Origin of the sequence: Nonomuraea sp. CA-218870 (assembly GCF_050936535.1) — a bacterium.
Taxonomy (GTDB): domain Bacteria; phylum Actinomycetota; class Actinomycetes; order Streptosporangiales; family Streptosporangiaceae; genus Nonomuraea; species Nonomuraea corallina.
On sequence record NZ_JBNJMN010000001.1, the window covers coordinates 5,143,212 to 5,165,734 of the forward strand.

General features: G+C 74.9%; 18 protein-coding genes. 5 read left to right on the forward strand and 13 right to left on the reverse strand.

Features of this window, described 5'->3' with window-relative positions; all coding sequences use genetic code 11:
* Window positions 1-8: 8 nt before the first annotated feature.
* From ACQEUU_RS24760 to ACQEUU_RS24775, 4 genes are read right to left on the reverse strand one after another with little or no spacing between them, the layout of a single operon-like run.
* A complete protein-coding gene (locus tag ACQEUU_RS24760) occupies window positions 9-1,166 on the reverse strand; it encodes an NAD(P)/FAD-dependent oxidoreductase (protein ID WP_433069954.1) in 1,158 nt (385 codons plus the stop codon).
* Window positions 1,163-2,548, reverse strand: coding sequence for an NAD(P)/FAD-dependent oxidoreductase (locus ACQEUU_RS24765; protein ID WP_433069957.1), 1,386 nt, complete (start codon window positions 2,546-2,548; stop codon window positions 1,163-1,165). Before ACQEUU_RS24765 ends, ACQEUU_RS24760 begins: the two co-directional genes overlap by 4 nt.
* Window positions 2,545-2,838 (reverse strand): (2Fe-2S)-binding protein, encoded by a 294-nt coding sequence (locus ACQEUU_RS24770; protein WP_433069960.1) that lies wholly within the window; start codon window positions 2,836-2,838, stop codon window positions 2,545-2,547. Before ACQEUU_RS24770 ends, ACQEUU_RS24765 begins: the two co-directional genes overlap by 4 nt.
* Window positions 2,835-3,839, reverse strand: a complete 1,005-nt coding sequence (locus tag ACQEUU_RS24775) for a dihydrodipicolinate synthase family protein (protein WP_433069963.1) — start codon at window positions 3,837-3,839, stop codon at window positions 2,835-2,837. The genes ACQEUU_RS24770 and ACQEUU_RS24775 overlap by 4 nt, the downstream gene beginning before the upstream one ends.
* Window positions 3,840-4,035: 196 nt before the next feature.
* On the opposite strand from ACQEUU_RS24775, the gene ACQEUU_RS24780 reads away from it, so the two are divergent.
* Window positions 4,036-5,073 carry a LacI family DNA-binding transcriptional regulator gene (locus tag ACQEUU_RS24780; protein ID WP_433069966.1) on the forward strand — a complete coding sequence of 346 codons (1,038 nt, stop codon included), beginning with the start codon at window positions 4,036-4,038 and terminating at the stop codon, window positions 5,071-5,073.
* A 12-nt stretch (window positions 5,074-5,085) separates the two neighbouring features.
* On the opposite strand, the gene ACQEUU_RS24785 is transcribed toward ACQEUU_RS24780, so the two are convergent.
* The 3 genes from ACQEUU_RS24785 to ACQEUU_RS24795 form a co-directional block, all read right to left on the reverse strand.
* Complete coding sequence (locus ACQEUU_RS24785) at window positions 5,086-7,290, reverse strand: acyl-CoA dehydrogenase family protein (RefSeq protein ID WP_433069969.1); 2,205 nt, start codon at window positions 7,288-7,290, stop codon at window positions 5,086-5,088.
* Between the two features lie 66 nt (window positions 7,291-7,356).
* Window positions 7,357-8,100: a hypothetical protein gene (locus tag ACQEUU_RS24790; RefSeq protein ID WP_433069972.1), complete on the reverse strand. Its 744-nt coding sequence runs from the start codon at window positions 8,098-8,100 to the stop codon at window positions 7,357-7,359.
* A 297-nt stretch (window positions 8,101-8,397) separates the two neighbouring features.
* Window positions 8,398-8,820, reverse strand: a complete 423-nt coding sequence (locus tag ACQEUU_RS24795) for an ATP-binding protein (RefSeq protein WP_433069975.1) — start codon at window positions 8,818-8,820, stop codon at window positions 8,398-8,400.
* A gap of 230 nt (window positions 8,821-9,050) precedes the next feature.
* On the opposite strand from ACQEUU_RS24795, the gene ACQEUU_RS24800 reads away from it, so the two are divergent.
* Genes ACQEUU_RS24800 through ACQEUU_RS24810 form a run of 3 tightly spaced genes read left to right on the forward strand, consistent with a single transcriptional unit; the run spans window position 9,051 to window position 11,028 of the window.
* On the forward strand, window positions 9,051-9,731 hold the full coding sequence (locus ACQEUU_RS24800; RefSeq protein WP_433069978.1) for a CBS domain-containing protein: 681 nt from the start codon (window positions 9,051-9,053) through the stop codon (window positions 9,729-9,731).
* A gap of 2 nt (window positions 9,732-9,733) precedes the next feature.
* Window positions 9,734-10,339 (forward strand): CBS domain-containing protein, encoded by a 606-nt coding sequence (locus ACQEUU_RS24805; protein WP_433069981.1) that lies wholly within the window; start codon window positions 9,734-9,736, stop codon window positions 10,337-10,339.
* The gene (locus tag ACQEUU_RS24810; protein ID WP_433069983.1) at window positions 10,336-11,028 is read left to right on the forward strand and encodes a CBS domain-containing protein; all 693 of its coding nucleotides are present in this window, start codon (window positions 10,336-10,338) and stop codon (window positions 11,026-11,028) included. The genes ACQEUU_RS24805 and ACQEUU_RS24810 overlap by 4 nt, the downstream gene beginning before the upstream one ends.
* Before the next feature lie 24 nt (window positions 11,029-11,052).
* Here the strand turns inward: ACQEUU_RS24810 and ACQEUU_RS24815 are convergent, their stop codons facing one another.
* From ACQEUU_RS24815 to ACQEUU_RS24825, 3 genes are read right to left on the reverse strand one after another with little or no spacing between them, the layout of a single operon-like run.
* Window positions 11,053-13,818, reverse strand: coding sequence for an NACHT domain-containing protein (locus ACQEUU_RS24815; protein WP_433069986.1), 2,766 nt, complete (start codon window positions 13,816-13,818; stop codon window positions 11,053-11,055).
* The gene (locus ACQEUU_RS24820; RefSeq protein WP_433069989.1) at window positions 13,815-14,462 is read right to left on the reverse strand and encodes a hypothetical protein; all 648 of its coding nucleotides are present in this window, start codon (window positions 14,460-14,462) and stop codon (window positions 13,815-13,817) included. The genes ACQEUU_RS24815 and ACQEUU_RS24820 overlap by 4 nt, the downstream gene beginning before the upstream one ends.
* Window positions 14,463-14,503: 41 nt before the next feature.
* Window positions 14,504-18,046: an NACHT and WD repeat domain-containing protein gene (locus ACQEUU_RS24825; protein ID WP_433069991.1), complete on the reverse strand. Its 3,543-nt coding sequence runs from the start codon at window positions 18,044-18,046 to the stop codon at window positions 14,504-14,506.
* A 215-nt stretch (window positions 18,047-18,261) separates the two neighbouring features.
* Between ACQEUU_RS24825 and ACQEUU_RS24830 the strand changes: the two genes are divergently transcribed.
* Complete coding sequence (locus ACQEUU_RS24830) at window positions 18,262-19,587, forward strand: ATP-binding protein (RefSeq protein WP_433069993.1); 1,326 nt, start codon at window positions 18,262-18,264, stop codon at window positions 19,585-19,587.
* Here ACQEUU_RS24830 and ACQEUU_RS24835 read toward each other — a convergent pair.
* From ACQEUU_RS24835 to ACQEUU_RS24845, 3 genes are all read right to left on the reverse strand, one after another.
* Window positions 19,556-20,731 (reverse strand): ArgE/DapE family deacylase, encoded by a 1,176-nt coding sequence (locus tag ACQEUU_RS24835; RefSeq protein WP_433069996.1) that lies wholly within the window; start codon window positions 20,729-20,731, stop codon window positions 19,556-19,558. The genes ACQEUU_RS24830 and ACQEUU_RS24835 overlap by 32 nt on opposite strands.
* Before the next feature lie 76 nt (window positions 20,732-20,807).
* Window positions 20,808-21,767 carry a LysR family transcriptional regulator gene (locus tag ACQEUU_RS24840; protein ID WP_433069999.1) on the reverse strand — a complete coding sequence of 320 codons (960 nt, stop codon included), beginning with the start codon at window positions 21,765-21,767 and terminating at the stop codon, window positions 20,808-20,810.
* The gene (locus ACQEUU_RS24845) at window positions 21,764-22,459 is read right to left on the reverse strand and encodes a CTP synthase C-terminal region-related (seleno)protein (RefSeq protein ID WP_433070002.1); all 696 of its coding nucleotides are present in this window, start codon (window positions 22,457-22,459) and stop codon (window positions 21,764-21,766) included. The genes ACQEUU_RS24840 and ACQEUU_RS24845 overlap by 4 nt, the downstream gene beginning before the upstream one ends.
* Window positions 22,460-22,523 lie beyond the last annotated feature (64 nt).

Consider the following 22,523-nt stretch of genomic DNA (forward strand, 5'->3'; position numbering starts at 1 on the left):
TTCTCTCCTCATCTCTTCTTCTCGGGGAGGTCTTGCATGAGCCGCTCCGGACCCAGGTCGGAGATGTCCACGGGGGGCTTCGCGCCGGCCACGAGGCAGCGCAGGGTCTCGGCCCACAGGGGGGCGAAGGTGAACGCGTAGGTGCCGCCCGCGACGAAGAACCCGGGGCTGCCCGGCACCTCGCCGATCACCGGCATCTCGTCGGGGGTGGCCGCGAGCGGTCCCGCCCAGGCCCGCAGCAGTCTCAGCCGGCGGACGAACGGCAGGATCCGCACGGCGAGCGCCATGTTGCCCACCATGCTGTCGACGCCCGCGTCGCTGCGGCCGTCGAGGTCCAGCCGCCGGGCCGGCCAGCCGCCGCCCACCAGCAGGTTACCCGCGCTGACCTGCTTGACAGACAGGCCCTCGCCGATGTGCTGGACCAGGTGCGGCAGCCCGTCGGAGCAGCGCACGGTGGCGTGCATCTGGATCGCCACCGGGGACATGTCGAGCCTGACCCCGGCCAGGGCGGCGATCCGGTGCAGCCACGGCCCGGCCACGTCGATCACCACCGGCGCCCGGACCTCTCGCGTCCTGGCCGTCACCCGCCAGGCTCCGCCGTCGCGAGTGATTTGTGTCACCGGCGCGAACGGCACCAGTTCGGCGCCGTGCCGCACCGCGTCGGCCAGGTAGGCCGGGGTGACCTTCAGCGGGTTGGCGTAGCCGTCGTGGCGGCACCAGGTGGCGGCGGCGACGGTCGGCCCGAGCTGAGGCAGCGCCTCGCGGGCCGCGTCGCCGTCGAGGACCTCGGTCGTGATCCCCACCGCGTTCTCCCAGACCTGCTTCTCGTGCAGCTCCCGTACCTGCTCGGGGGTCTCGGCGACGGTGAAGCCGCCGCTGCGGCGCAGCTCGACCGAGGCGTCGAGGTCGTCCTCGACGTCCTCCCACAGGTCGCTCGCGGCGCGCTGCAGCGGCGCGAAGCGCGCGCTGTCCAGGGGGACGGCCTGGCCGGGCCGGCGGGTGTGAACCGCCTGCACGTGCAGGTTGCCCGCGGTGGTGCCCGAGCCCTCCCGGCCGGGCGCGCCGCGTTCCAGCACCACGACCCGGTGGCCGTCGCGGGCGAGCCGGCTGGCCGCCGACGCGCCGAGCACCCCGGCGCCGATGATCACCACGTCCGCGGTCGTCATGCCGGCCCCCCTTCGCCGGCCATCTCCAGCAGCGTGGCCACCGCCACGGGCCGGACCGGGAGGCGGGAAGGGAAGACGTCGGCGGAGGTACGGGCCACCGCGGAGACGGCGAAGCCGCACTCGCGGCCCTGGCACGGTCCCATGCCCGCGCGGGTCCACGCCTTGGTGGCGTTGACGTCGCCGGCGGCGGTCCCGGCGGTCCGGCGGACCTCTCCCGCGGTGATCGCCTCGCAGCGGCAGAGCGTGGCGGCGTCCGGCAGCGCGGGGCGCAGCAGCCCGGCCAGGTCGGCCGGGGTCGGGTAGAGCGCGTCGGTCAGGCTCTTGAACCGTTCCAGACGCCGGCCCTCGGCCGCCAGCCCGCGCAGCTCGCCGGGGCGCGGGCGGTGTCCCTCGCGGCCGAGGATGTCGAGCGCGGCGGACAGGCCCCTGACCGCCGCGGTGGGCGCGCCGCCGATGCCCGCCGCCTCGCCGATGACGTACACGTCGGCGCGCGAGGAACGGCCGGAGGCGGTGAGCACCGGTGTCGCGTCCCCGGTCGCGGGGTCGGTGCGCACCGCGCAGCCGAGCATCCTGGCCAGGTCGGCCTGGGGGCGGAAGCCGTACCCGACGCAGAGCGCGTCCACGGCGACCGTGCGCACCGGGCGCGTCGGGGCGGTGGCGGCGGCCAGCGTCACGGAGGTGACACGGTCCCGCCCGTCGGCGCGCACGACCACCGTGTCCTGCCAGATCGGCACCCGTGCCCGCGCCAGGCGCGCGGCGTACCCGGCCAGCTCACGCAGCCGGGCGGGATGCCGTACGGCGCCGAGCGCGCGCAGGCTGGGCCGGTACGGCCGACCGGCCTCGGCGATCCCGGCGACCGTGACACCGAGGGCCAGCAGCGAGCAGGCGACCGGCAGCAGGAACGGTCCAGAGCCGGCCAGCACGACGCGCTCGCCGACCGGCGTGTGGTCGGCGGCGGCCAGGTGCTGGGCGAAGCCGGGGGTGGTCACGCCGGGCAGCTGCCAGCCGGGGAAGGGGAAGGGCCGCTCGTACGCGCCGGTGGCGACGATCAGATAGCGGCCGCGCAGGCGCACGGGGCGCTCGGCGGGGTCGGAGACGAGCAGCGTGCGCCCGTCGTCGTCGACGCCCCAGACCAGGTGGCCGGTCCGGCACTCGACGCCCGCCGCCCGCACGGCGTCGATCAGGCGCCGGCCCTCCGGGCGGTGGTCGCCCCAGACGCGGGCGACCTCGGGGGCCGGGCGCCGGAAGTACTGGCCGCCCAGCTCCGGCTGCTCGTCGACGACGGTGACGCTCAGTCCGGCCGTCGCCAGCCGGCGCGCGGCGGCGAGGCCGGCGGGGCCGCCGCCGACGATCACGACGTCCCGCTCCTCCGGAAGGCTCATGGCCCCTCCCCCGCGCCGGCCGTGCGGACGCGCATGCCGGGACGGACGGGGGTCAGGCAGGCCCGCACGCCGGGGCGTCCGTCGACCGTGACCTCGCATTCGAGGCAGACCCCCATGCCGCAGAACGGGCCGCGCGGCTCTTCGCTGACCGGGTTGCGGCGGAAGGTCCAGGTACGGTCGCCGACGAGCGCGGCCGCCAGGCTGACGCCCTCGACGACGCTCACCTGCCGGCCGTTCACCTCGATCGTGACCGTGCGCGGCCGGCTCGCCGCGGTGACCGGGGCGCTCATCCCCGGGCTCCCTCTGCCTCGGGAGCTGCCTCGGGAGCTGCCTCGGGAGCCGCCTCGAGAGCCGCCTCGAGAGCCGCCTTGAGGCCGGACTCCGTCAGGACGGCGTCGATCGCCCGCAGCGTCGCCTCGTCCTCGATCGGCAGGAGCGGCGGCCGCACGTGCCCGCCTGGCTGGCCGAGCAGGCGCATGGCGGCCTTGAGCTGGGCGATGGGGGTGCCGAACACGCCGCTGTAGTCGGGGTTGATCAGCCGGGAGGACAGCGCGGTGTAGCGGTCGGCCCACGCGCGGGCGGTGTCGCTGTCGCGCCTGGCGACCGCCTCGTAGTAGGGGACGGCGAACGGGGCGCCCATGCCGCCGCCGTCGATGTTGCCGTCGCCGCCGATCTCCATGAGCACGGCCAGGCCGCGCCGGTGCAGGAAGCTGCCGAAGACCCGCACCCGGTCGCAGACGGCCTCGACGGTGCCGAGCATGCGCAGCCAGTCGCCGGTGCTGTCCTTGATGGCGACGACGTTGTCCAGCGCCGCCAGCCGTTCGGCAAGGCCCTGGTGGACGGAGATGTCCACGGCGACCCCGCGCGGCCAGTTGTAGACCATGAAGGGCAGCGGGGTGGCGGAGCTGATGCGGTCGTAGTAGTCGACGATCTCGTCCGGTCCCGGGTGCACGTACGGCGGGGGCGTGGCGAGCACTCCGTCGGCGCCGGCCGCGGCGGCGTGGCGGGCCAGGCCGATCGCCTCGCCGGGGGTGTAGGCGGTGATGCCGGCGATCACGGGGTAGCGCCCGGCCACCTCGTCCACCGCGATCTCGACGACCCGGCGGCGCTCGTCCGGGGTCTGGCTGAACCACTCGCCGGTGCTCCCGTTGACCAGGACCCCGTGCACCCCCTGCTCGGCGTAGAGGCGCAAGAGCGCGCGCCAGGCCTCCTCGTCGAGGAGCCCGTCTGCGGTGAACGGAGTGGGGGCGGCCGGCCAGTAGCCGTGCCAGGTGACGTCGTCGCGGTCCATGCGGTTCTCGACCTCTAGTGGGTTGGATTGGGATCGATTGCACAAGGTTGTAGCATTCCCACGATTCCGGTCAAGGGAAAAATCGGGTTTTTACCCATTTAATCTCCCTGTTACATCGACTGATCGGCGATCATCTGAGATGATCCCAGTGCATAATGGGATCGATCCCATAGATCCATGTCAGGCAGGGAGGACGATGCGGATCGGACTGAAGGAGGTCGCCGCGGAGGCCGGAGTGTCCCGCAGCACCGCCTCACGCGCCCTCAGCGGCTCCCCGCTGATCTCCGCCGAGACCCGAGCGGCCGTCGAGCAGGCGGCGGCCCGGCTCAACTACCAGCCCAACCGGCTGGCCGGCGCGCTGCGCTCGCGGCACTCCCACCTGGTGGGCCTGGTGCTCAACAACCTCATCAACGCGTCCTTCCACACCATCGCCGAGGTGGTCCAGCGCCGCGCCGCCGACGAGGGCTACCAGGTGCTGCTGGGCATCACCGGCGCAGATCCGGCGCGGGAGAAGACGTTCCTGCGCACCCTGGCCGAGCACGGCGTGGACGGCCTCATCGTGATCGGCACCGGCAAGAACGGCGCGACCACCAACGCCCTGCTCGCCGAAGGCACGGGCGTGGTCAACGTGATACGACGGCCGGCCGACAGCGCCGCCCCCTCCGTGCTCGCCGCCGACCGGGAGGGCGCCCACGCCGCCACCGCCCACCTGCTCGACCTCGGCCACCAGCGCATCGGCTTCATCGGCGGCGAGCTGACGGCCGACTCGGGCCGCGAACGCTTCGCCGGGTACGAGCAGGCGCTGCGCGAGCGCGGCCTGGAGGCGGACGAGTCGCTGATCGAGCGCGGCCCCTTCGCCCCCGACTTCGGCACCGAGGCCATCGCCCGGCTGCTGCGGCGCGAGCCGCGCATGACGGCGCTGTTCGCCGCCAACCACGAGGCCGTGTTCGGCATCCTGCCCACGCTGGCGAGCACGGGGGTCTCCGTCCCCGGCGACCTGTCGCTGGTGTGCCACGAGGACATCTCGTGGCTGCGCCACTGGTCCCCCGCGATCACGGTGGTCGACAACGGCGCCAGAGAGCTGGGCGAGCTGGCCATGAACCTCCTGCTGCAGCAGATGAAGCACGCCGGCGGGTCCCAGGACGGCGCGCAAGAGACGCGCAACGGCCGGGCCTACCGGGTGGGCGCCCAGCTCGTCATCCGCGACTCCACCGCTCCCCCGCGCGGGCGGTGACCGCCTCGGTGATCACGACGCGTCCTCGGTGATCCATCGCCACAGCTCGTCGGGTCCGCGCTCGATGAAGGCGCGGCCCAGCCGCCCGGCCCACCAGCGGGCGGTGCCGAACTCGTCGCGCCACGCCCACAGCCGCCGGGTGGCCAGGTGCAGGGGGTGCTCGCGGGTGATCCCCATCGCCGCGTGCGCCTGGTGGGCCACGCGCGCGCCCTCGGTGGCGGCCCGGCCGGTGACGACGCGCGCCGCGGCGACCCTGGCCCAGGCGTCGGCGTGCCCTGCGGCCAGCGCCCCGGTGGCGCGCCGCACGGCGACGCGGGCGGACTCCGCCTCGGAGGCCAGGGCCGCCACCAGGCTCGCCACGGCCTGGAACGCGATCAGCGGCCTGCCGAACTGCTCGCGCACCGTCACGTGCGCGACGGTCCGGTCGAGGGCGGTGAGCAGGGCGCCGGTCACGGCGGCGGCCCGCAGCAGCGCGGCCTCGGCGAGCAGGTCGCCCGGCCCGCCGAGCGGGGTGGCGGGGGTCCCGTCCAGGCGCAGGGTGTCACGCGGCTCGCCCGCCAGGTTCGTTCCCCCGTCCCAGCTCAGCCCCGCCGCGCCGGCGCGGACCTCGGCGAGCTCCTGAACGCCCGAGTCCAGGATGGCCGGCACCACCACCCGCCCGGCGTGCCTGCCCCAGGGCACCTTCGTGACGGTCCCGTACAGCCGGCCGTCGGCTGAGAGACGGACGCTCTCGCCGCGCCGGGGCAGAGCCACGGTGACGACCCCGCTCCCCGCGTCGTGTCCGGTGTCGTGTCCGGTGTCGTGTCCGGTGTCGTGTCCGGTGTCGTGTCCGGCCGCGGCCATGGCGCGCCGGGCCAGGACGGTCTCGGCGACCGGGACGGACACGTGATGCCGGCCGAGCCCTGCGACGATCGTCACCACGTCGCGCAGGTCGCCGCCCTCGCCGCCGTGCGCCTCGTCGACGCCGACGGCCGTCCAGCCGAGCTCCCGCACGGTGTCCCAGATCCCGGGCAGGTCGTCGCCCGGCTCGCCGCCGTGGCCGGCGAGGACCTGGTCGACCACCGCGCCCAGGTCGGACTCGTCCTGCCGTCCGCCCCCGGCGACGGCGCCGCGCGAGATGACGGTGCGCAGCACCTCGGTGGTGCCGCCGCGGACGGTGAACCCGGGCGCGGCCAGGATGCCCTCGGCCAGGAGTCCTTCGGCGCCCGCCGCGCCGGGGTCGACCTCGGTGTCGAGCAGGGTCCTGGCCAGCTCGTTGACGTCGCGTTCGAGCGTGGTGCCGAGGTCCTTCAGCATGGCCGCCTCGTGGACCGGTGCCCGGCCCGCGTCCATCGCGCCGGCCACGTCGAACGCCATCGCGCGCAGCGTCGCCAGCCTGGCCAGCACCTCGCCGGTCCGTTCAGCCGCCCCGTCGTCGGCCCCGCCGCCCGCCGCCACCGCCTCGATCGTGGCGGTGAGCAGCGGGTAGGTGCTCAGCACCCGCTCGATGCCGCCGCGCTCCAGCGCGAGCTGCTCGGTGACCTGCTTCCACCCGTCGCCGACGGCTCCGAGCACGTGCTCGTCGGGGACGAAGACGGCGTCGAAGGTGACCTCGTTGAAGTGGTGCTCACCGGCCAGGTCGTGGATCGGCCGCACGTCGACGCCGGGGGCGGCCATGTCGACGATGAACTCGGTGAGCCCTTCGTGCTTCCTGTCCCCCCTGCCGGTGCGGGCGAGCACGTAGGCGTGCGTCGACCGGTGCGCGTGGCTGGTCCAGATCTTCCTGCCGGTGACGAGCCAGCCGCCCTCGGCCCGGGTCGCCGCGGTGCGGACCGAGGCCAGGTCGGAGCCCGAGTCCGGTTCGCTCATGCCGAGGCAGAAGGTGACCTCGCCGGACGCGATGGCGGGCAGGAACCTCGCCTTGGCGGCGGCGCTGCCGTGCCGCACGATGGACGGCCCGATCTGGCGGTCCGCGATCCAGTGGGCGGCGACGGGCGCGCCCGCCCGCAGCAGTTCCTCCGTCACGACGAGCCGGGTCAGCGCCGAGCCGCCGCCACCGCCGTACTCGGCCGGCCAGGAGATCCCGATCAGGCCGCGCGCGGCCATGGCCCGGGTGAAGTCCAGGTCGTAGCCGCGCAGCCAGGCGTCACAGGAGGGCGAGAACCTGCCCTCCCGCGCCCACGCGCCGACGAGCTCACGGGTGGTCCTTCGCGCTTCGGCGAGTTCCCTGCTGTCCATGTCGGTAACCCCCACGTCTCGGCGAGCACTCGGCCCGCCACCTGATGCGGCCCGGCCGGGCCGCGGTCAGTCCTCGGCCGAAGTGGTCACCTTGTCGGCGGGCGGCGCCTTGATGGACACCTTGGCGCCCCACCCGGTGAAGCGGCTGTCGATCGTGATGGTCTTGCCTTCGTGCTGGTTGGTGTCGAACACGCCCGTGGCCGCGTACGACGACGTCACCCTGCTCACCAGCCCGGCGGAGTTCAGGGTGAGCGTGTAGGAGACCTTCGTGTCGTCGTGCATGCGCAGCGGGATCGAGGCGTCGAACCAGGGTGACACCTTCTCCAGCTCCTTGAAGGTGATCTTCCCGGTGAGCTTGCCGCTCCGTAGCTTGCCCTTCTTCACCAGCGCCGCCAGGGTTTTCGGCTCGACCGGGTTGATGACCTGGCCGTAGAAGCCGCCGCCGCCGAACAGGCCCCTGCTCTTGAGCCAGGACTTGCCCGCCGGCAGGCGTTCCGCCAACATGCCGCCCGAGGTGTAGCCGACCTTGCCGATGCTGATCGTGCGCTCGGAGGGGCGGTGCCTGGCCGTTGCGGTGATGTCGGAGGCCGCCACACCCTTGGCGTTGAACTGGAACGTGCCCTTGCGGCTCTGGATCTTCGTCTTCCCGTCGCCCACCAGCGTGGTCGTCTCGGTGAACCGCACGCCGTGGCCGGGGGTGAGCTTGCTCTTGAGCGCTCGTACGGGGTCCTTGAGCGCGGCCTGGGCGGGCACGGCTCCCGCCAGCAGGCAACCGCAGGCCACCAGCGCCGTGATCATGACTTTCCTCATGGACCGCGAGCCTGCAGCATCGTGATCACGATCAGGGCACGGCCGGGGATCGGGTCGGGTCAGCAGGTGGCGCGTCCGTCAGCTCACCGCCTGCTTCACCAGCGCCCCGATCCTGGCCTCCACCTCGGGCGTCACCTCGGTCAGGGCGAACGCGGCCGGCCACCTCGCCCCCTCGTCCAGGTTCGCCCGGTCGCTGAACCCGAGGGTCGCGTGACGCGTCTTGAACTTCTCCGCGGGCTGGAAGTGACAGACGCGCCCACGCCCGCCCGGGGATAGCCACCGGTCCGGCTCACGGGTTCACGCCGCCTCCCGGGCCATGCTCGCCACCGGGCGGGGACCGGCGGTGCGCATGCGCAGGCGCAGCCGGGCGGCGCCGCGGACCCGTTCCACGCTGACCTCGTCACACAGGGTGCGGACCAGGAGCAACCCGGCGCCGCCCCCGTGCTCGAGGTCCGGCACGGTGGCCAGGTGCGCCTCGGTCAGGGCCCCGGCCGCGTCGACGACCTCCAGGCTCACCCCGGAGGCGTCGCGTGAGGCGATCAGGGTGCCCCGGCCGCCGCCGTGACGCAGCACGTTGGTGGCCGCCTCATGGGCGGCGATCGCCAGGTCCTGGAGCCTCTGCCCGCGCAGGCCGGCTCCGGCGCCGAAGGCGTGGACCCGCGCCCGCAGCACGGCGAGATCTGTGGTGATCGGCCACTGCGACCGGAACCCGGGAAACATGAGCTTCACTGCCTTCCGCCACCGGCTGGATCAGCCGTCCAACGCGAACCTTCCAGGGACCGACCGGCTGAGGATCAACCGGCTGGGGATAAGAGGTACTGCCCGGAATACGCGGCTCTACGCCCCCGCCCGCCGCGCGGACCAACGGCGGTGCGGCTCAGGGACTTCCGGCCCTATGGCGCGCCTTCTCCACGAGGTCCGATGAAGGTAACCGATAAGGAGAACCGCTGATGCGTATGACCGTCGCGGACGTGATGACGACCGAGGTCGTCTCCGTCACCGCACCTACCCCGTTCAAGGACATCGCCGAGGCGCTCATCACCGGCGGCATCAGCGCCGTCCCCGTCGTGGACGACGACAGGCGCGTGATCGGCATGGTGTCCGAGGCCGATCTCCTCCGCAAGGAGGAGTTCCGTGAGCAGTTCTACCGCGAGGGCTACCGCCCGCCGCTGCGCGCCCGGTTGCGGCACCCCAAGAGCAGGCAGAAGGCCGAGGGCGACACCGCCGCCGAGCTCATGACCAGCCCCGCCGTCGTCGTGTCCCCCCAGGCGTCGGCGGTCGAGGCCGCCCGACTGATGGACGCCCACGACGTCAAGCGGCTGGCCGTCGTCGACCCCGAAGGCCGGCTGGTGGGCATCGTCAGCCGCCGCGACCTGGTCAAGCTGTTCCTGCGCGGCGACGCGGAGATCACCGCCGAGGTCCGCGACGACATCCTCGACCGCGCGCTGTGGGTGGAGACCTCCGGCGTGCGGGTGGAGGTCGACCAGGGCGTCGTGACCCTGTCCGGCTGGATGGAGCGCCGCTCCGAGGCCGCCATCGCCGTCCGCATGACGCGCCGGGTCAACGGCGTGGTCGACGTGGTCGACAAGCTCACCTGGAAGACCGACGACTCGACCTGGGAAGGCGCCTAGCCATGCTCGTGCGCGAGGTCATGAGCAGTCCGGCGGTCACCGTCCGCCGCACCGATCCGGTGCGGCGGGCCGTCCGGATCCTGCACGGCCACGACATCACCGCCGCCCCCGTCGTCGACGAGGCGGGCCGCCTCGTCGGCGTCGTCAGCGAACTCGACCTGCTGCGCGGGGAGTTCGGGCCGGACCCCCGCGCCACCGTGACCCCCGTCCCGGAACCGGGCGGGCCGCCGCCGCACCGGGTGATGGAGGTCATGAGCGGTGACGTCGTCACCGTCACCGAGACCACCGACGTCACCACCGCCATCGACCTCATGGTCGGCAAGCGGGTCAAGAGCCTGCCCGTGCTGCGCGGCGCCGAGATCGTCGGCATGGTGAGCCGCCGCGACCTCATGGCCATGCTCGCCCGTCCCGACGACGAACTGCGCGCGGCGGTGCTGGACGCCCTGCGCGAGCAGTATCCCTCCGGCCCGAGCTGGGACGTCGCCGTCCACGACGGCGTGGCCGAGCTCAGCGGGCCGCCCCAGGAGCACGCCGACCACATCGCCGGCCTGCTCGCCCGTACCGTGCCCGGCGTCGTCCGGGTCAAGCACACCAGGAGAGCGCCATGACCATCCTCGTCGAGAACGTCATGACCACCGACGTGGCCGCCGTCAACCAGAAGGCCTCCTTCCACACGGTGGCCGAGCTGCTCATCAGCAGGGGCGTCAGCGGCGTGCCGGTCGTGGACGACGACGACCATGTGCTGGGCGTCGTCTCCGAGGCCGACCTGCTGGCCAAGGAGGAGTTCAAGCAGCGCTACTACGGCGACGCCTACCGGCCGCCGCTGCGCGCCCGCATCCGGCACAGCGCCGGCAGCGAGGGCAGCGGCTACCGCAAGTCACTCGGCGAGACCGCCGGGGACCTGATGACTGGCCCCGCCCACGTCACCACCCCGGAGACGCCGGTGGTGTCCGCCGCACGCCTGATGGACCGTCACGGCGTCAAGCGCCTGCCGGTGACCGACTCCGCCGGACGCCTGGTGGGCATCGTCAGCCGCCGCGACCTGATCAAGGTGTTCCTGCGCGCGGACCAGGACATCGAGCAGCACGTACGCGAGACCATCCGGGCCGAGGCCCGCGGCGTGGACGTCGCCGTCGCCGACGGCGTGGTCACCCTGACCGGCACCGTGCCCGAGCACAGCCAGGCCATCATCGCCGTCCGCCTGGCCGAGAACCTCGACGGCGTCGTCGCCGTGCACGACGAGCTCGAATGGAAGCGCGACGACATCGCCGACGTGCCCATCTGGGGCGGCGCGTGACCGCGCACAGCGGGCCTTCGGGGCTCACCTGCCGCCGGAGCCGTCCGGCGGAGCCAGGTGGTCCTGCAGCTCCCGGTGCCGGAACTGGTACGTGGCGCCGCTGACGCGCAGCAGCCGCGCCTCGCAGGCCCAGTCGAGGAAGGCCCACAACCGCAGCGGCAGCAGCCCGCGCGCCGCCGCGACGCCCAGGCCGATCATGGTACGGGCCCAGGCGGTCGCGCCGAAGGCCAGGCCGAAGGTCACCCCGCCGACCAGCGCGCACAGCAGCGACCTGACGACGCCGTGGTGCAGGACGAACACCAGGAAGGCGGCGACCGCGCCGATGAGGCCGAAGGCCAGCCCGATCACGGCGTTGCGGTGCAGGGCCTCCCGCGGGTGGGCCAGCTCCGCGTCCTTGCTCCAGCCCCCGGTGGCGATCGTGAAGGCCACCCCCAGCGCGAAGGCGAGGGCGAACGCCCCGGCGAACCCCACGGCCAGCGGCAGCGGCCCGGCGCCGGCCAGCCGCAGCGGCGGCAGCCCGGTGAGCGCGCCGCACAGGCCGAAGCCCAGCAGGGAGAGCGGTTCGGTGCGGATCGCCTCGGCCACGGTCATCCGCTCGGCGCCGTACCGGCCGGCCGCCGTCAGCCCGATGACCGCGCCCAGCACCAGCCCGCCGGTGCCCCCGGCGGCGACCGCGAAGCCGGGGCCGAAGACCCGCCCCCCGGTCAGCGCCAGCCCTGCCAGGCCGCCCAGCACGCCGACGGGCGCCCCCGCCAGCGCGCCCAGCAGGCCTCCGGCGACCCGCCGCCGGCGAGGCACCCGGGTCCGCCCACCGGCGGCGGCCGGCCAGCGCGCCAGCGACAACGTGGTGGCCAGGGCCACCCAGCCCGCCACGAGCACCAGGGCGAGCGGTTCTTCCGGGCCGCCGGTCGCCGACCCCGTACGGAAGGCCAGCATCGCGACGACCGCGAAGAGCACACCGCCGAGGCCGTGCAGGGCCCGGACCCGGCGCCGGCCGCCGATCGGCCACAGCAGGTGGGGGACGAGGTCGATCGCCGTCAGGCCGGGCGGCCGGTCCGTCCCGCCGCCGGTCTGCTCCCGCAGGTAGGCCGCCAGGCACACGAGCCACGCCCGCACCTGAGCCGGTTCGTACGGCGTGCCGTGGGAGCGGTCGGCGCTGGACCGGGGGGCGAGGTCCGTCGCCGCCGGCACGTACGCCTCCAGCAACCTCCCCGCGATCAGCGCCGCCCCCGCACCGGCACCGTCCTCCGCCTCCACCCCGGACGCCCCGGCCGAACCACCCCCGGACCGCCCCCCGCCGAACGCCCCGGCCGAACCACCCCCGGACCGGTCCTCACCGTGCGACGCGGCCGGGTCGCCGCCGGGTCGATCCACGTGGAGCAGTTCGGCCGGGTCGCCGCCGGACTCCACCGCGGTCACCAGCAGCAGCAGCCGCCACGGTGTGCCGAGCGCGGCGTGCACGGCCCTGCCTGACGGGCCGGACAGCGCCGCGTGGACGGCGTCGCGGCACGCGGCGCGGGGATGGCCGTCCGGCCAGCGGGCGCGCAGGTAGGCGGCGATCTGCTGGGCGTCCAGGTTGTGCAGCCGGATGAGGGCGGCTTCGTCCAGCCCCGCGGCGGCCTCGCGCAGCTCGGCGTGGCGGTCGGCGCGGCAGGTCACGACGACCGCCCCGGGCCGCCGCCCGGTGTGGTCGCTGTAACGGTTGAGCTCGGTCAGCAGTCCGATCGCCCGGCGCGGCGGGCCCGTCGACGGCTCGGGGTCCAGCTCGTCCAGCCCGTCCACCACCGGCAGCACCCGGCGGTCGCGCACCAGCCGCTGCGCGTCCCCGGCCGTGAGCCCGAACTCCCGGGTGAGCTGCTCGGCCAGCCAGGGTTCGAACGGCCTGCCGAGGGTCCATCGGGCCGCGTTGAGGCGTACCGGCACCGGCTGGTCACGGCCGGACGCTCCACCGGCGGCCAGGACCGGCTCCAGCAGTTGCAGCACCAGCTCGATCGCGAGCACGGTCTTGCCCGCCCCCGACTCCCCCACGACCAGCAGGCGGCGCGGGCGCAGGCCGCCGAAGAACCTGCCGATCTCGTGCAGGTCGTGCTCGGCCCGGCCGGCACCGTACGGGCCGAAACTCACGGGCGCGAGGGTGTAGCCGCCGAGCAGCCCCTTGCGCGACCTGTCCTCCTCCCGGAGCACACGGCGGGCGAGCAGCGCGGCGGCCGGATCGGGCGGCGGAGCGCCGGCCGACGCCTCCCCCGAGGCCCGCTCCCCGAAGCGCTGATCCCCGGGAGTCTGCTCCCCTAAGGCCTGCTCCCCGGCGATCTGACCCTGGGCGGCCTGACCTCCGGTGGTCTGACTCCCGGTGGTCTGACTCCCGGTGGTCTGACTCCCGGTGGTCTGACTCCCGGTGGTCTGACTCCCGGTGGCCTGACCCCCGGGGGGCGCCGGTGGCTCGGGGGCGGTGCGCTCGGCCAGGGCGGCTCGGGCGGCCCGCCAGCGTTCGAGCTCGCCCGCGACCAACTCGGGCGGATGGTCGCAGTAGTGGAAGCACGCGGTGACGAAGGCCCGGACGAAATCCCACCGGGGCAGCCTGTCGGCCTGGCGCAGCACGTGCGAGGTGGTGCTTCGGGGCAGCGCGTCGACCTTGGCCCCGTCCGGGGTCGCCGTCTGGCCGCCGAGGGCGCGCAGCCTGCTCAGCGACGGCTCGCCCGCCCACTGCCGGAGCCGGACGAGCGCGCGCACGAAGTCCGCCGCGTCCGCGGCTTCGGCGGGGTCGGGCGGACGGGGACGGTCACCGGTCATCCGGGCCCCACCGTCGACCAGGTGAAGCGCGCGTCGCCACGCCGGGGCCACCGGCGGTCCACGTGGCGGCCCTCCAAGGTCTGGACGTGGCGCGACTCCATCAGGAAGTTGCGCGCCTCGTCGGCCTCGACGAGGTCGCGGCCGACCGCGATGGGCACGAACCCGTGCCGCGGGATGTAGACCCAACGGCCGCGGTCCCAGTCGTAGGGGTCGAACCAGCGGTGCCGTACGGTGCCGGACATCCGCACGCTCGCTCCGTCCCTGGTCAGGACGAACGACCCGTGTGAGCGCAGCAGGCTCATCCTGCTGACGTAGAACAGCTCCGTGCCGACGAACGCGTTGATGCGCGCGTCCCAGTGGTCGCGCAGCCAGCTCGACCCGCCGTCGCGCAGGTCCTTCGCCTCCCGGATAAGCCGGCGTTCGAACCGGCGCTGGTTCCTGCGCTCGGCTTTCTCGATCACCTTGAACGAGCGCAGCCAGCGCAGGGACATCTTCCTGGAGGCGCCCGCGCCGTCCATGAAGTGCTCCAGGAAGTCGGACGCGATCGGGTGGACGTCGCGCCCGCCGTCGATGATCGACCGGAAAAGCGCGACCAGGTCGGGGACGGGCTCCCCCGTCCTGCGGCGCAGACCTCGCAGGAACATGCGCGCTCTCCCGCTCTTGAGGGACGACCGCGTGCCCGGGGTCATGGGCACGTCCGGCGGTATTCTTCCTCCTGCACGTGGATCTCCCATTCGTCGCGGGTCAGGCCGCGGCCCGCGTTGGCGCACGCCGCGGCGACCAGGTCGGCGGGGGTGCGGACGTCCCAGAGCCGGGCGGTCCCGTCGGCGCCCACCGTGGCGACGGACTTCCCGTCGGGGCTGAAGGCGACGTCGGTGACGCCGCCGGTGTGGCCGGTCATCGGACCTCCGAGCCCTCGGTGGACGCGCAGGTCCCACAGCTGTACGGCGCCGCCCGAGTAGCCGATGGCGAGGACCTGGCCGTCCGGGCTGAACGTGAGCGCGCCGGGCGCCCCCTCCTCGCTGATCAAGGCGACGCCCGCCGGGCGGCGGCGGCGTACGTCCCACAGCCGGACGGCGTCGTCGGCGGCCGTGTGGGCGAGCGTCGCGCCGTCCGGGCTGAACGCCAGGTCGTTGACGAGCCCGCCTGAGGACGCGGGCGGCGAGCCGGGGATCTCGCGGCGGGTGGCGACGTCGAAGAGCCGCACCCGGTTGTCGAAGCCCGCGAGGGCCAGCGTCGTGCCGTCGGCGCTGATCGCGATCGCGGTGACGACGTCGGTGTGGCCGGGGACGCGCAGCCGCGGCCCGGTCTCCGCGCGCCGCGCGACGTCCCAGAACGCGATGGCCGTGTCCACCTGGACGGCGGCGAACCCGCCGCCGGGGCTGAGCCTGGCCACGCCGTCGAGGCCGGGCTCGTGGGCGAGCTCGCGGCGGCCCGCGACGTCCCAGAGCCGCAGCCCGTCCGGCCCGCTCGTCAGGATCGTCCGCCCGTCCGGGGTGAGCTCGGCCGTGGCCACGGGGCCGCGGGCTCCCCGGGGTCTCAGCGGCGGCCCGGCGGGCCGCTGGGTGGCCGGGTCCCACAGCTGGACCCCCGGCTCCCGCTCGCCGGCCGCGCCGGTGACCAGCGTCCGCCCGCCGGGGCCGAGCGCGACGGCCGAGCGCGCGGGCATGTGGGTGCCGATCTGCAGTCGGACCTGGGTGTCTGCCAAGCGCACCACTCCGTCGTAGCCGGCCGCGGCGAGCAGCTTGCCGTCCGGGCTGAACGCCACGCACTCGACCATACCGACGCCGTCCGACAACGCGAGGAGCCGACGGCGGCCGGCGGCGTCCCACAGGACGGTACGGCCGCCGGCTCCCGCCGTGGCGAGCCGGGTGCCGTCAGGGCTGAAGGCGATGGCGGTGAACCCGGCGCCGCGGTCGCTCAGCGCGCCCTTCCGCTCGCCGGTGGCCACGTCCCACAGCAGGGCCGTCCTGCCGTGGCCGACGGTCGCCACGGTGCCGCCGTCCGGGCTGAACGCGACGTCGAGGACGGGTCCGGCCTGCCGGGTGACGGGCGCGCCGCGCGGCCGGGCGGTGGCGGGGTCCCACAGCCGTACGGTCCCGCCCCGGGCGACCGCCATGGCCGTGCCGTCCCGGTTGAACGTCACCCGGTGGACGATGCTCGCCCGTTCGCGCCCGTGGTCGGGGCGGCCCATGGCGGGACCGCGCGGCCGGTGGGTGACCGCGTCCCACTGCCGCACGACCCCTCTGAAGTCACCGGTGACGAGCGTGCGCCCGTCGGGGCGGTACGCGAGCGCCGACACGACCGCCTCGTGCTCCAGCGCGGGGCCGAGCTCGCGGCGGGTCCGCACGTCGTAGAAGCGGACGACGCCGGCGCACGCCGTGGCCAGCGTCCGGCCGTCCGGGCTGAAGGCCGGCCGGACGTCCGGGCAGTCGTACGCGCGACGGCTGATCGGCGCGCCGAGTTGCCGTCGCGACGCCGTGTCCCACAGCCGCGCCGTGCCGTCGTCGCTGCCCGTCACGATCGTCGAGCCGTCGGGGCTGAACGCGAGCGCCATGACGCCGCGCGTGTGCCCGGTGAGCGTGCCCCTGCCGGTGCGGGTCGCCGCGTGCAGGACCCGGTTGCGGGCCTCGGCGGTCTCGGCGATGTTCCACGCGGCCACGGCCAGCATCGAGGACAGCGCGGAGTCTCCGGTGACCTCGCTCCGCACGGCGAGTTCGCGCGAGACGGCCAGGGCGCGCTGCCGTACGGCCTCGTCGGCCGCGGCGACGGCGGCGCCGGCCGCGCAGAGGGCGAGCACCGTCAGCGCCGACAGCCCTCCACGCACGAGACGGCGGCGGCGGAGCACGCGCCGGGCCTCCCGTTCGGAGGCGGCGACGAAGCTCCGCGCGGTGGGGCCGGGCGGGGGGAAGCTGCCGGGGTCGCGTTCCCAGCGGGGCCGGCTGTCCTGGACGGCCAGGAGCCTGGCGCCACGGTAGAGGAAGGCGGGGTCGCGGTGGTTGCCGGCCCACTGCTCGGCGGCGTCCAGGAGCCGGTCGTACACCGCCTGGGCGGCGAGGTCGGGTTCGAACCACTGCCGCAGGGTGGGCCAGGCCGTCAGGAGCGCGTCGTGGGCGATCTCGACGGTGTCCTCGTGCAGGGTGAGCAGGCGGCGGCCGGCGAACGCGGACAGCAGCGCCTCGGTCCGCTCCCTGCCCTCCCTCTCGTGCGCGGACGCCGCCGCGTGCAGTTCGGCCAGCGTCGCCCCGCGCCGCGCCAGTGCGCCTCCCTGCGTGATCACCGTCATCCGGCGGAAGATCCTGAGCGCGGCCTTGCGGTCCTGCGCGGGCAGCTCCGCCAGCGCCTCGTCGGCCGTGCGCCGTACGGAGTCGCGGACCCGGCCGGACTCCTCGTAGCCCCGGACGGTGAGAGTGCCGCCCTCGCGCCTCTCCCAGGTGTTGCGCAGCGCCTGGGAGAGCAGGGGCAGGGCCGCGGCCCCGTAGCGGTCGGCGGCGGCCCGGCCGGCGCGCAGCTCGGCCAGGATGATCTCCACCAGGCCGGGTTCGAGCGTCAGGCCCGCCGCGGCGGCGGGGCCGGTGATGGCCAGCCGGAGGTCCGGCTCCGTCATCGGCTCGACGATGACCTGGCCGTCCTGGATGGCCTCGGCGAAGCGCGGGTAGGCGGCGCAGCGGTCCCAGTGGTCGGCGCGCACCCCGATGACCACGACGGCGCCCCGGGGGCCGGCCGCCAGGCCGTGCAGGGTCTCGACGAACGCCTGGCGCTCCCGTTCGTCGGCCACCAGCGTGAACAGCTCCTCGAACTGGTCGACCACCAGGACCAGCCGGCCGGCCGGCGGGGTGATCGCCCCGGAGGCGTCGCGTAACCGTTCCTCGAACTTCCGGGCGTCCCCGCCGAAGACCCGCGCCCAGGCGTCGGCGAGCGCGCGGAACGGCTCCGCCGTCGGGGTGACGAGCAGGCGCGGCCAGTCCCGCGATCCGGGGAGCGGCGGCGTCCCGTCGGCGAGCGCCGGCAGCAGCCCCGCCCTCAGCAGCGACGACTTGCCCACGCCGGAGGCGCCCGTGACCAGCAGGATGGTGCCGTGACCGGTCAGCCGCCGTGACAGCCGCTCCAGGAGGTCGCGGGTCGCCCGGGAACGCCCGAAGAACAGCTCGGCCCTCCCGCTCTCGAAGGGCGCGAGCCCTTGATAGGGGCACGCCCCGTGGACCACGCCGTCCTCCCGCTCGCCCATGGCGCTCATTCTGGCCACCCGTCAGCGAGCACTTCAATCGCATAAAGCGGTGGGGGCCGGCGCGTCCGATTCCGTCCGATGTCGTCCCACCGGTGGCTTGGACAGTGTGGACGCGGTTTCGATGGTCCTGTCCGTCCGGACCGACCAGGAGGACGAGATCGAACGGGGGTGTCGGGATCGTGGGGGATCCCTGTGCCGGGCCTTCCTTGGGGGCGTTGCTGAGGGGATGGCGCACGCGTGCGCTGCTGACCCAGGAGCAGCTCGCCGAACGGTCCGGGCTCAACGTCAGAACCGTGCGCCGGATGGAGGGCGACGCGCTCTCGCGGCCGCGGGCCGCGTCCGTCGTGCTTCTGGCGGAGGCGCTGGAGCTGAGCGACGCGGAGCGGGCGAGGCTGAGCTCCGCCGCCCGCGGCCTGCCCGCGCCCGCCGGGGCCGGCGACCCGGCGGCGGGCGACGTGCCCCGCCGGCCGCCCGCCGGGGCCGGCGGCCTGGAGGCGGTGACCGTGCCCCGGCAACTGCCCGCCGACGTCGCCGCGCTGGTGGGCCGGGATCGCGAGCTGGGGATCCTGGCGGACCGGCCAGCGTCGCCCTCCGCGCCGGTCGCCTGCGTCAGCGGCATGGCCGGGGTCGGCAAGACGGCGCTGGCCGTGCACGCCGCCCACCGGCTGGCGCCGCTGTTCCCCGACGGCCAGCTCTTCGTGGACCTGCACGGCCACGCGCGGGCGACGGCGCCGGTCGAGCCGGGCACGGCCCTCGCCCGCATGTTGCGCGCGCTGGGCGTCCCCGGCGAGCGCATCCCGTGGCATCCCGACGACCGCGCCGCGCTCTACCGCAGCGTGCTGGCCGGACGCCGGGTCCTGATCGTCCTCGACGACGCCGCCGACGAACGCCGCCTCCATCCTCTGCTGCCCGCCGGCCCCGGATGCCACGTGATCGTCACCAGCCGTCGCCGCCTGACCTGGGACGGCGACGCCCGCGGCGTGCCGCTGGACGTCCTGCCGGTCCCCGACGCGGTCGCCCTGTTCTCCCGGCTGGCCCAGCTGGACGCCGGCGCTCCGGAGGGCGACCTGGCGGAGGTCGTACGGCGTTGCGGGCTGCTCCCCCTCGCCATCCGGATCGCCGCCGCCCGGCTCCTGGCCAGGCCCGCGTGGGATGTGCGGCACCTGCTCGACCGGCTGGCCTGGGACCGGCTGACCGAACTGGCCGACGGGCAGCACAGCGTCGCCGCCGCCCTGGACCGCTCGTACGAGCGGCTGCCCGCCGACCAGCGGCGGGCGTACCGGCTGCTGGGCACGGGCTGCCACGCGGACTTCGGTCCCGGCGCCGCGGCCGCCCTGCTGGACACGAGCACGCCGCTGGCGGGACGGCTGCTGGACCAGCTGCTGGACGCCCATCTCCTGCAGGAGACGGCCCCCTGCCGGTACCGGATGCACGACCTGGTGCACGAGCACGCGGCGGCGCTGCGGCCCGCGGACGCCGGTCCCGGCGGCCACGCCCGCCGGCCGGGGCTCAGGAGCAGAACTCCGCGATGGCAGCGGTGAGCACGGCGGTGAGGCGGTCCAGCGAGTCCAGGTCGGCGTACTCGGAGGCGGCGTGCGCGCCCTCACCGCCGGCGCCGAACAGCAGGCAGGGGATGCCCGCACGGTCCAGGAGCGCGGCGTCCGTCCAGAAGGGCTCGCCGCGCACCACCGGCGGACGCCCGAGTGCCGCCTCCGCGTGCCGGATCACCGTACGGACGATCTCCGCCTCCGGGTCGGCCTGGAACGGATCGCGGTGCAGGCCCGGCGTCAGGCGGTAGCGGAAATCGGGAACGGCGCCGGCCAGGCGGTCCAGCACGGCGGTCAGCTCCTCCTCGACCGTGACGGCGTCCTCTCCCGGGACGGTGCGGCGCTCGAGGGTGACGTGGCAGCGCGCCGGGTAGGTGGAGGCCTCCTGACCGCCCCGGATGACGGAGGCGTGCACGGACCCGGCGCCGAGCAGCGGATGGGCCTGGCCCCGCGCGAGGCGGGCGCCCAGCTCCTCCAGCGCTACCAGGAAGTGGCCGGCCTTGGCGATGGCGTCGACGCCCAGCTCGGGGCGCGAGCCGTGCGCCGCCCGGCCCTCGACCTCCACGTCGAACCAGGCGAAGCCCTTGTGGGCGAGGGTGACGTCGAGGTGGGACGGCTCGGTGACGATCGCCGCGTCGGCGGTGAAGGACTCCAGCACCTCCTCGGTGCCGGAGCTGCCGTGCTCCTCGTCGGCGACCAGGGCCAGGATGACGTCGCCGCGCGGCGGCCCGGCGGCGGTGGCGCGGACGGCGGCGACCATCATGGCCGCGAGACCGCCCTTCATGTCGAAGGCTCCGCGCCCGTACATCCTGCCCTCGTGGACACGCGGCTCCAGCGGGTCCCCGTCGTACCCGGCCAGGCCCACGGTGTCGAGGTGGCCGTTGAGCATCAGCGACCGGCCGCCGCCGGAGCCGCGGGCGACCGCGACGACCGAGGGCCGGCCGCCGCGCCGGTCCAGCACGTGGACCTCGAAACCGCGACCGGCCAGCCATCCGGTGCAGAACCGGGCGATGGCGGTCTCTCCGGCGCCGCCTGCCACGAGGTCGGGGTTGACGGAGTCGATGGCGATCAGCCGGGCCAGCAGGCGGGCGGGATCGGTGCCGGGGTCCGCCGGGATGAGGGGATCTTCAGGATGCATAGCGACATTCCACCGGTTCCACGTCCCGCTCGAACAGGTGAGGCGTGCCGCCGCCGAGTCGGGCGTGCCACAGGCGTCAACGTGGGCGGCGCGAGTCCGTCGTGCCGGCGCGCCAGGCGTCGTGCGGAACCGGCGGCGGTGTGAGTGCGACGGCGAGGTCGGCGAAGGCGGCGGCCGAAGGGCGGGGGTCCGCGGGCAGGGCCAGGAGGACGGCGCGCTCGGCGGCCGGGTCCAGCGGGACCACGTGCACGCCCTCCCGGTGGACGGGCAGGGACAGCTCGGGGACGACGCTCACGCCCAGCCCTTCGGCGACCATGGCGAGGATGCTGTTGACGTCGCGTACCCGGTAGTGGCATCGCAGGCTCGCTCCGGCCGCCTGCGCGAGCGCGGTGATCAGCGGCTCGCAGCCGCCGGTGGACATGATGAACGGCTGCTTGGCCAGCTCGGTCACCGGCGCCGAGAGGCGCAGGCCCAGCTCGTGCCCGCCGGGCAGGACGGCCAGCATGCGGTCGACGGCCAGCGTCCTGACCACCGACCCCGCGGGCAGCCCCGCGACCGCGGGCGTGCCCCCAGGCACGGCCGGGGATGCCGGGGCCGACACGGTCACGAGGTCGGCCGCGCCCGTTTCGAGCCACTCCAGCACCTCGTCGTCCGAGCCCTCCATCACCGTGAGCCGCACCTTCGGATGGGCGTCCGCGAACCGCCGCAGGATCGGCGGGAGCAGCCTGGCGTTGGCGCTGGGGATGACGCCGACGCGCAGGCTGCCGCGCTCGTGCTCACGGGCCGCGGCCGCCTCCCGCTCCAGCGCCTCCACCTGGGCGAGGACGAGCGCGGCGCGGCGGGAGACGGCACGCCCCGCCGCCGTCAGGCTGACCCCGTGGTTGCCCCGGATCAGCAGCGCGACGCCGAGTTCGCGTTCCAGGGCGCGCAGCGCGTGGCTCACGGCGGACTGCGTGGTGCCCAGGTCCTCGGCGGCCCGGGTCATGGTGCCGGCCCGCGCGACCGCCCGCAGGATCCTCAGCTGGGTCAGGGTCACAGCGCCGCCCGCAACAGGCCGACGACCAGCGGGTGCGGCGCCTCGGGACGCGAGCGGGCCTGCGGCACGAACAGCGTCGCCACATAGTACGGATGCCCGGGGATCTCCAGCACCCGGGCCTCGCCGTCGCCGTCCACGCCGGTGACCGCGAAGCCGCCTTCGTGCAGGGTCGCCTGCCGGCCGGGGTCGATGCCGAAGTTGCAGTAGTACTCCTCCTCCACCTCGGTCCGCCCGTACCAGGCCGCCACCCGGGAACCGCCGGTGAGGGTGACGGGCATCGTCCTGCCCGCCAGGGAGCAGGTCAGCTCCGACACGAACAGCGTGGAGGCGTACGGGTCGTACTCGGCGTGCTGGGCGTCCTCATAGCCGAGGACGTGCCGGGCGTACTCGATGACCATGTGCTGGCAGCCGCCGCACGTGCCGAGGGTGGGCACGTGCCGCTCACGGCCGTGCCGGAGCGCCGCGAGGGCGCCGCGCAGGCTGCGGTACGGGCTGCCGGGCGCGCACCACAGCACGTCGGCGGCCCTGACCTCGGTCAGGTCGGATTCGAGCGGTTCGGTGGCCAGCCAGCGCACGACGACCTCGACGCCGAGGTGGGCCGCGGCGTGCCGCAGGGCGTCGTCGGTGGCCGGGTGCGGGGGGAATGCCGGGTCGCGGTCGCCGATGACCGCGACGCGCAGAGATCGTTCCATGGGGCCTCACTATGCGGCGGTCCGGGCAGGGGCGCCATGCCGGATCCCGCGTACGGCATGAGTG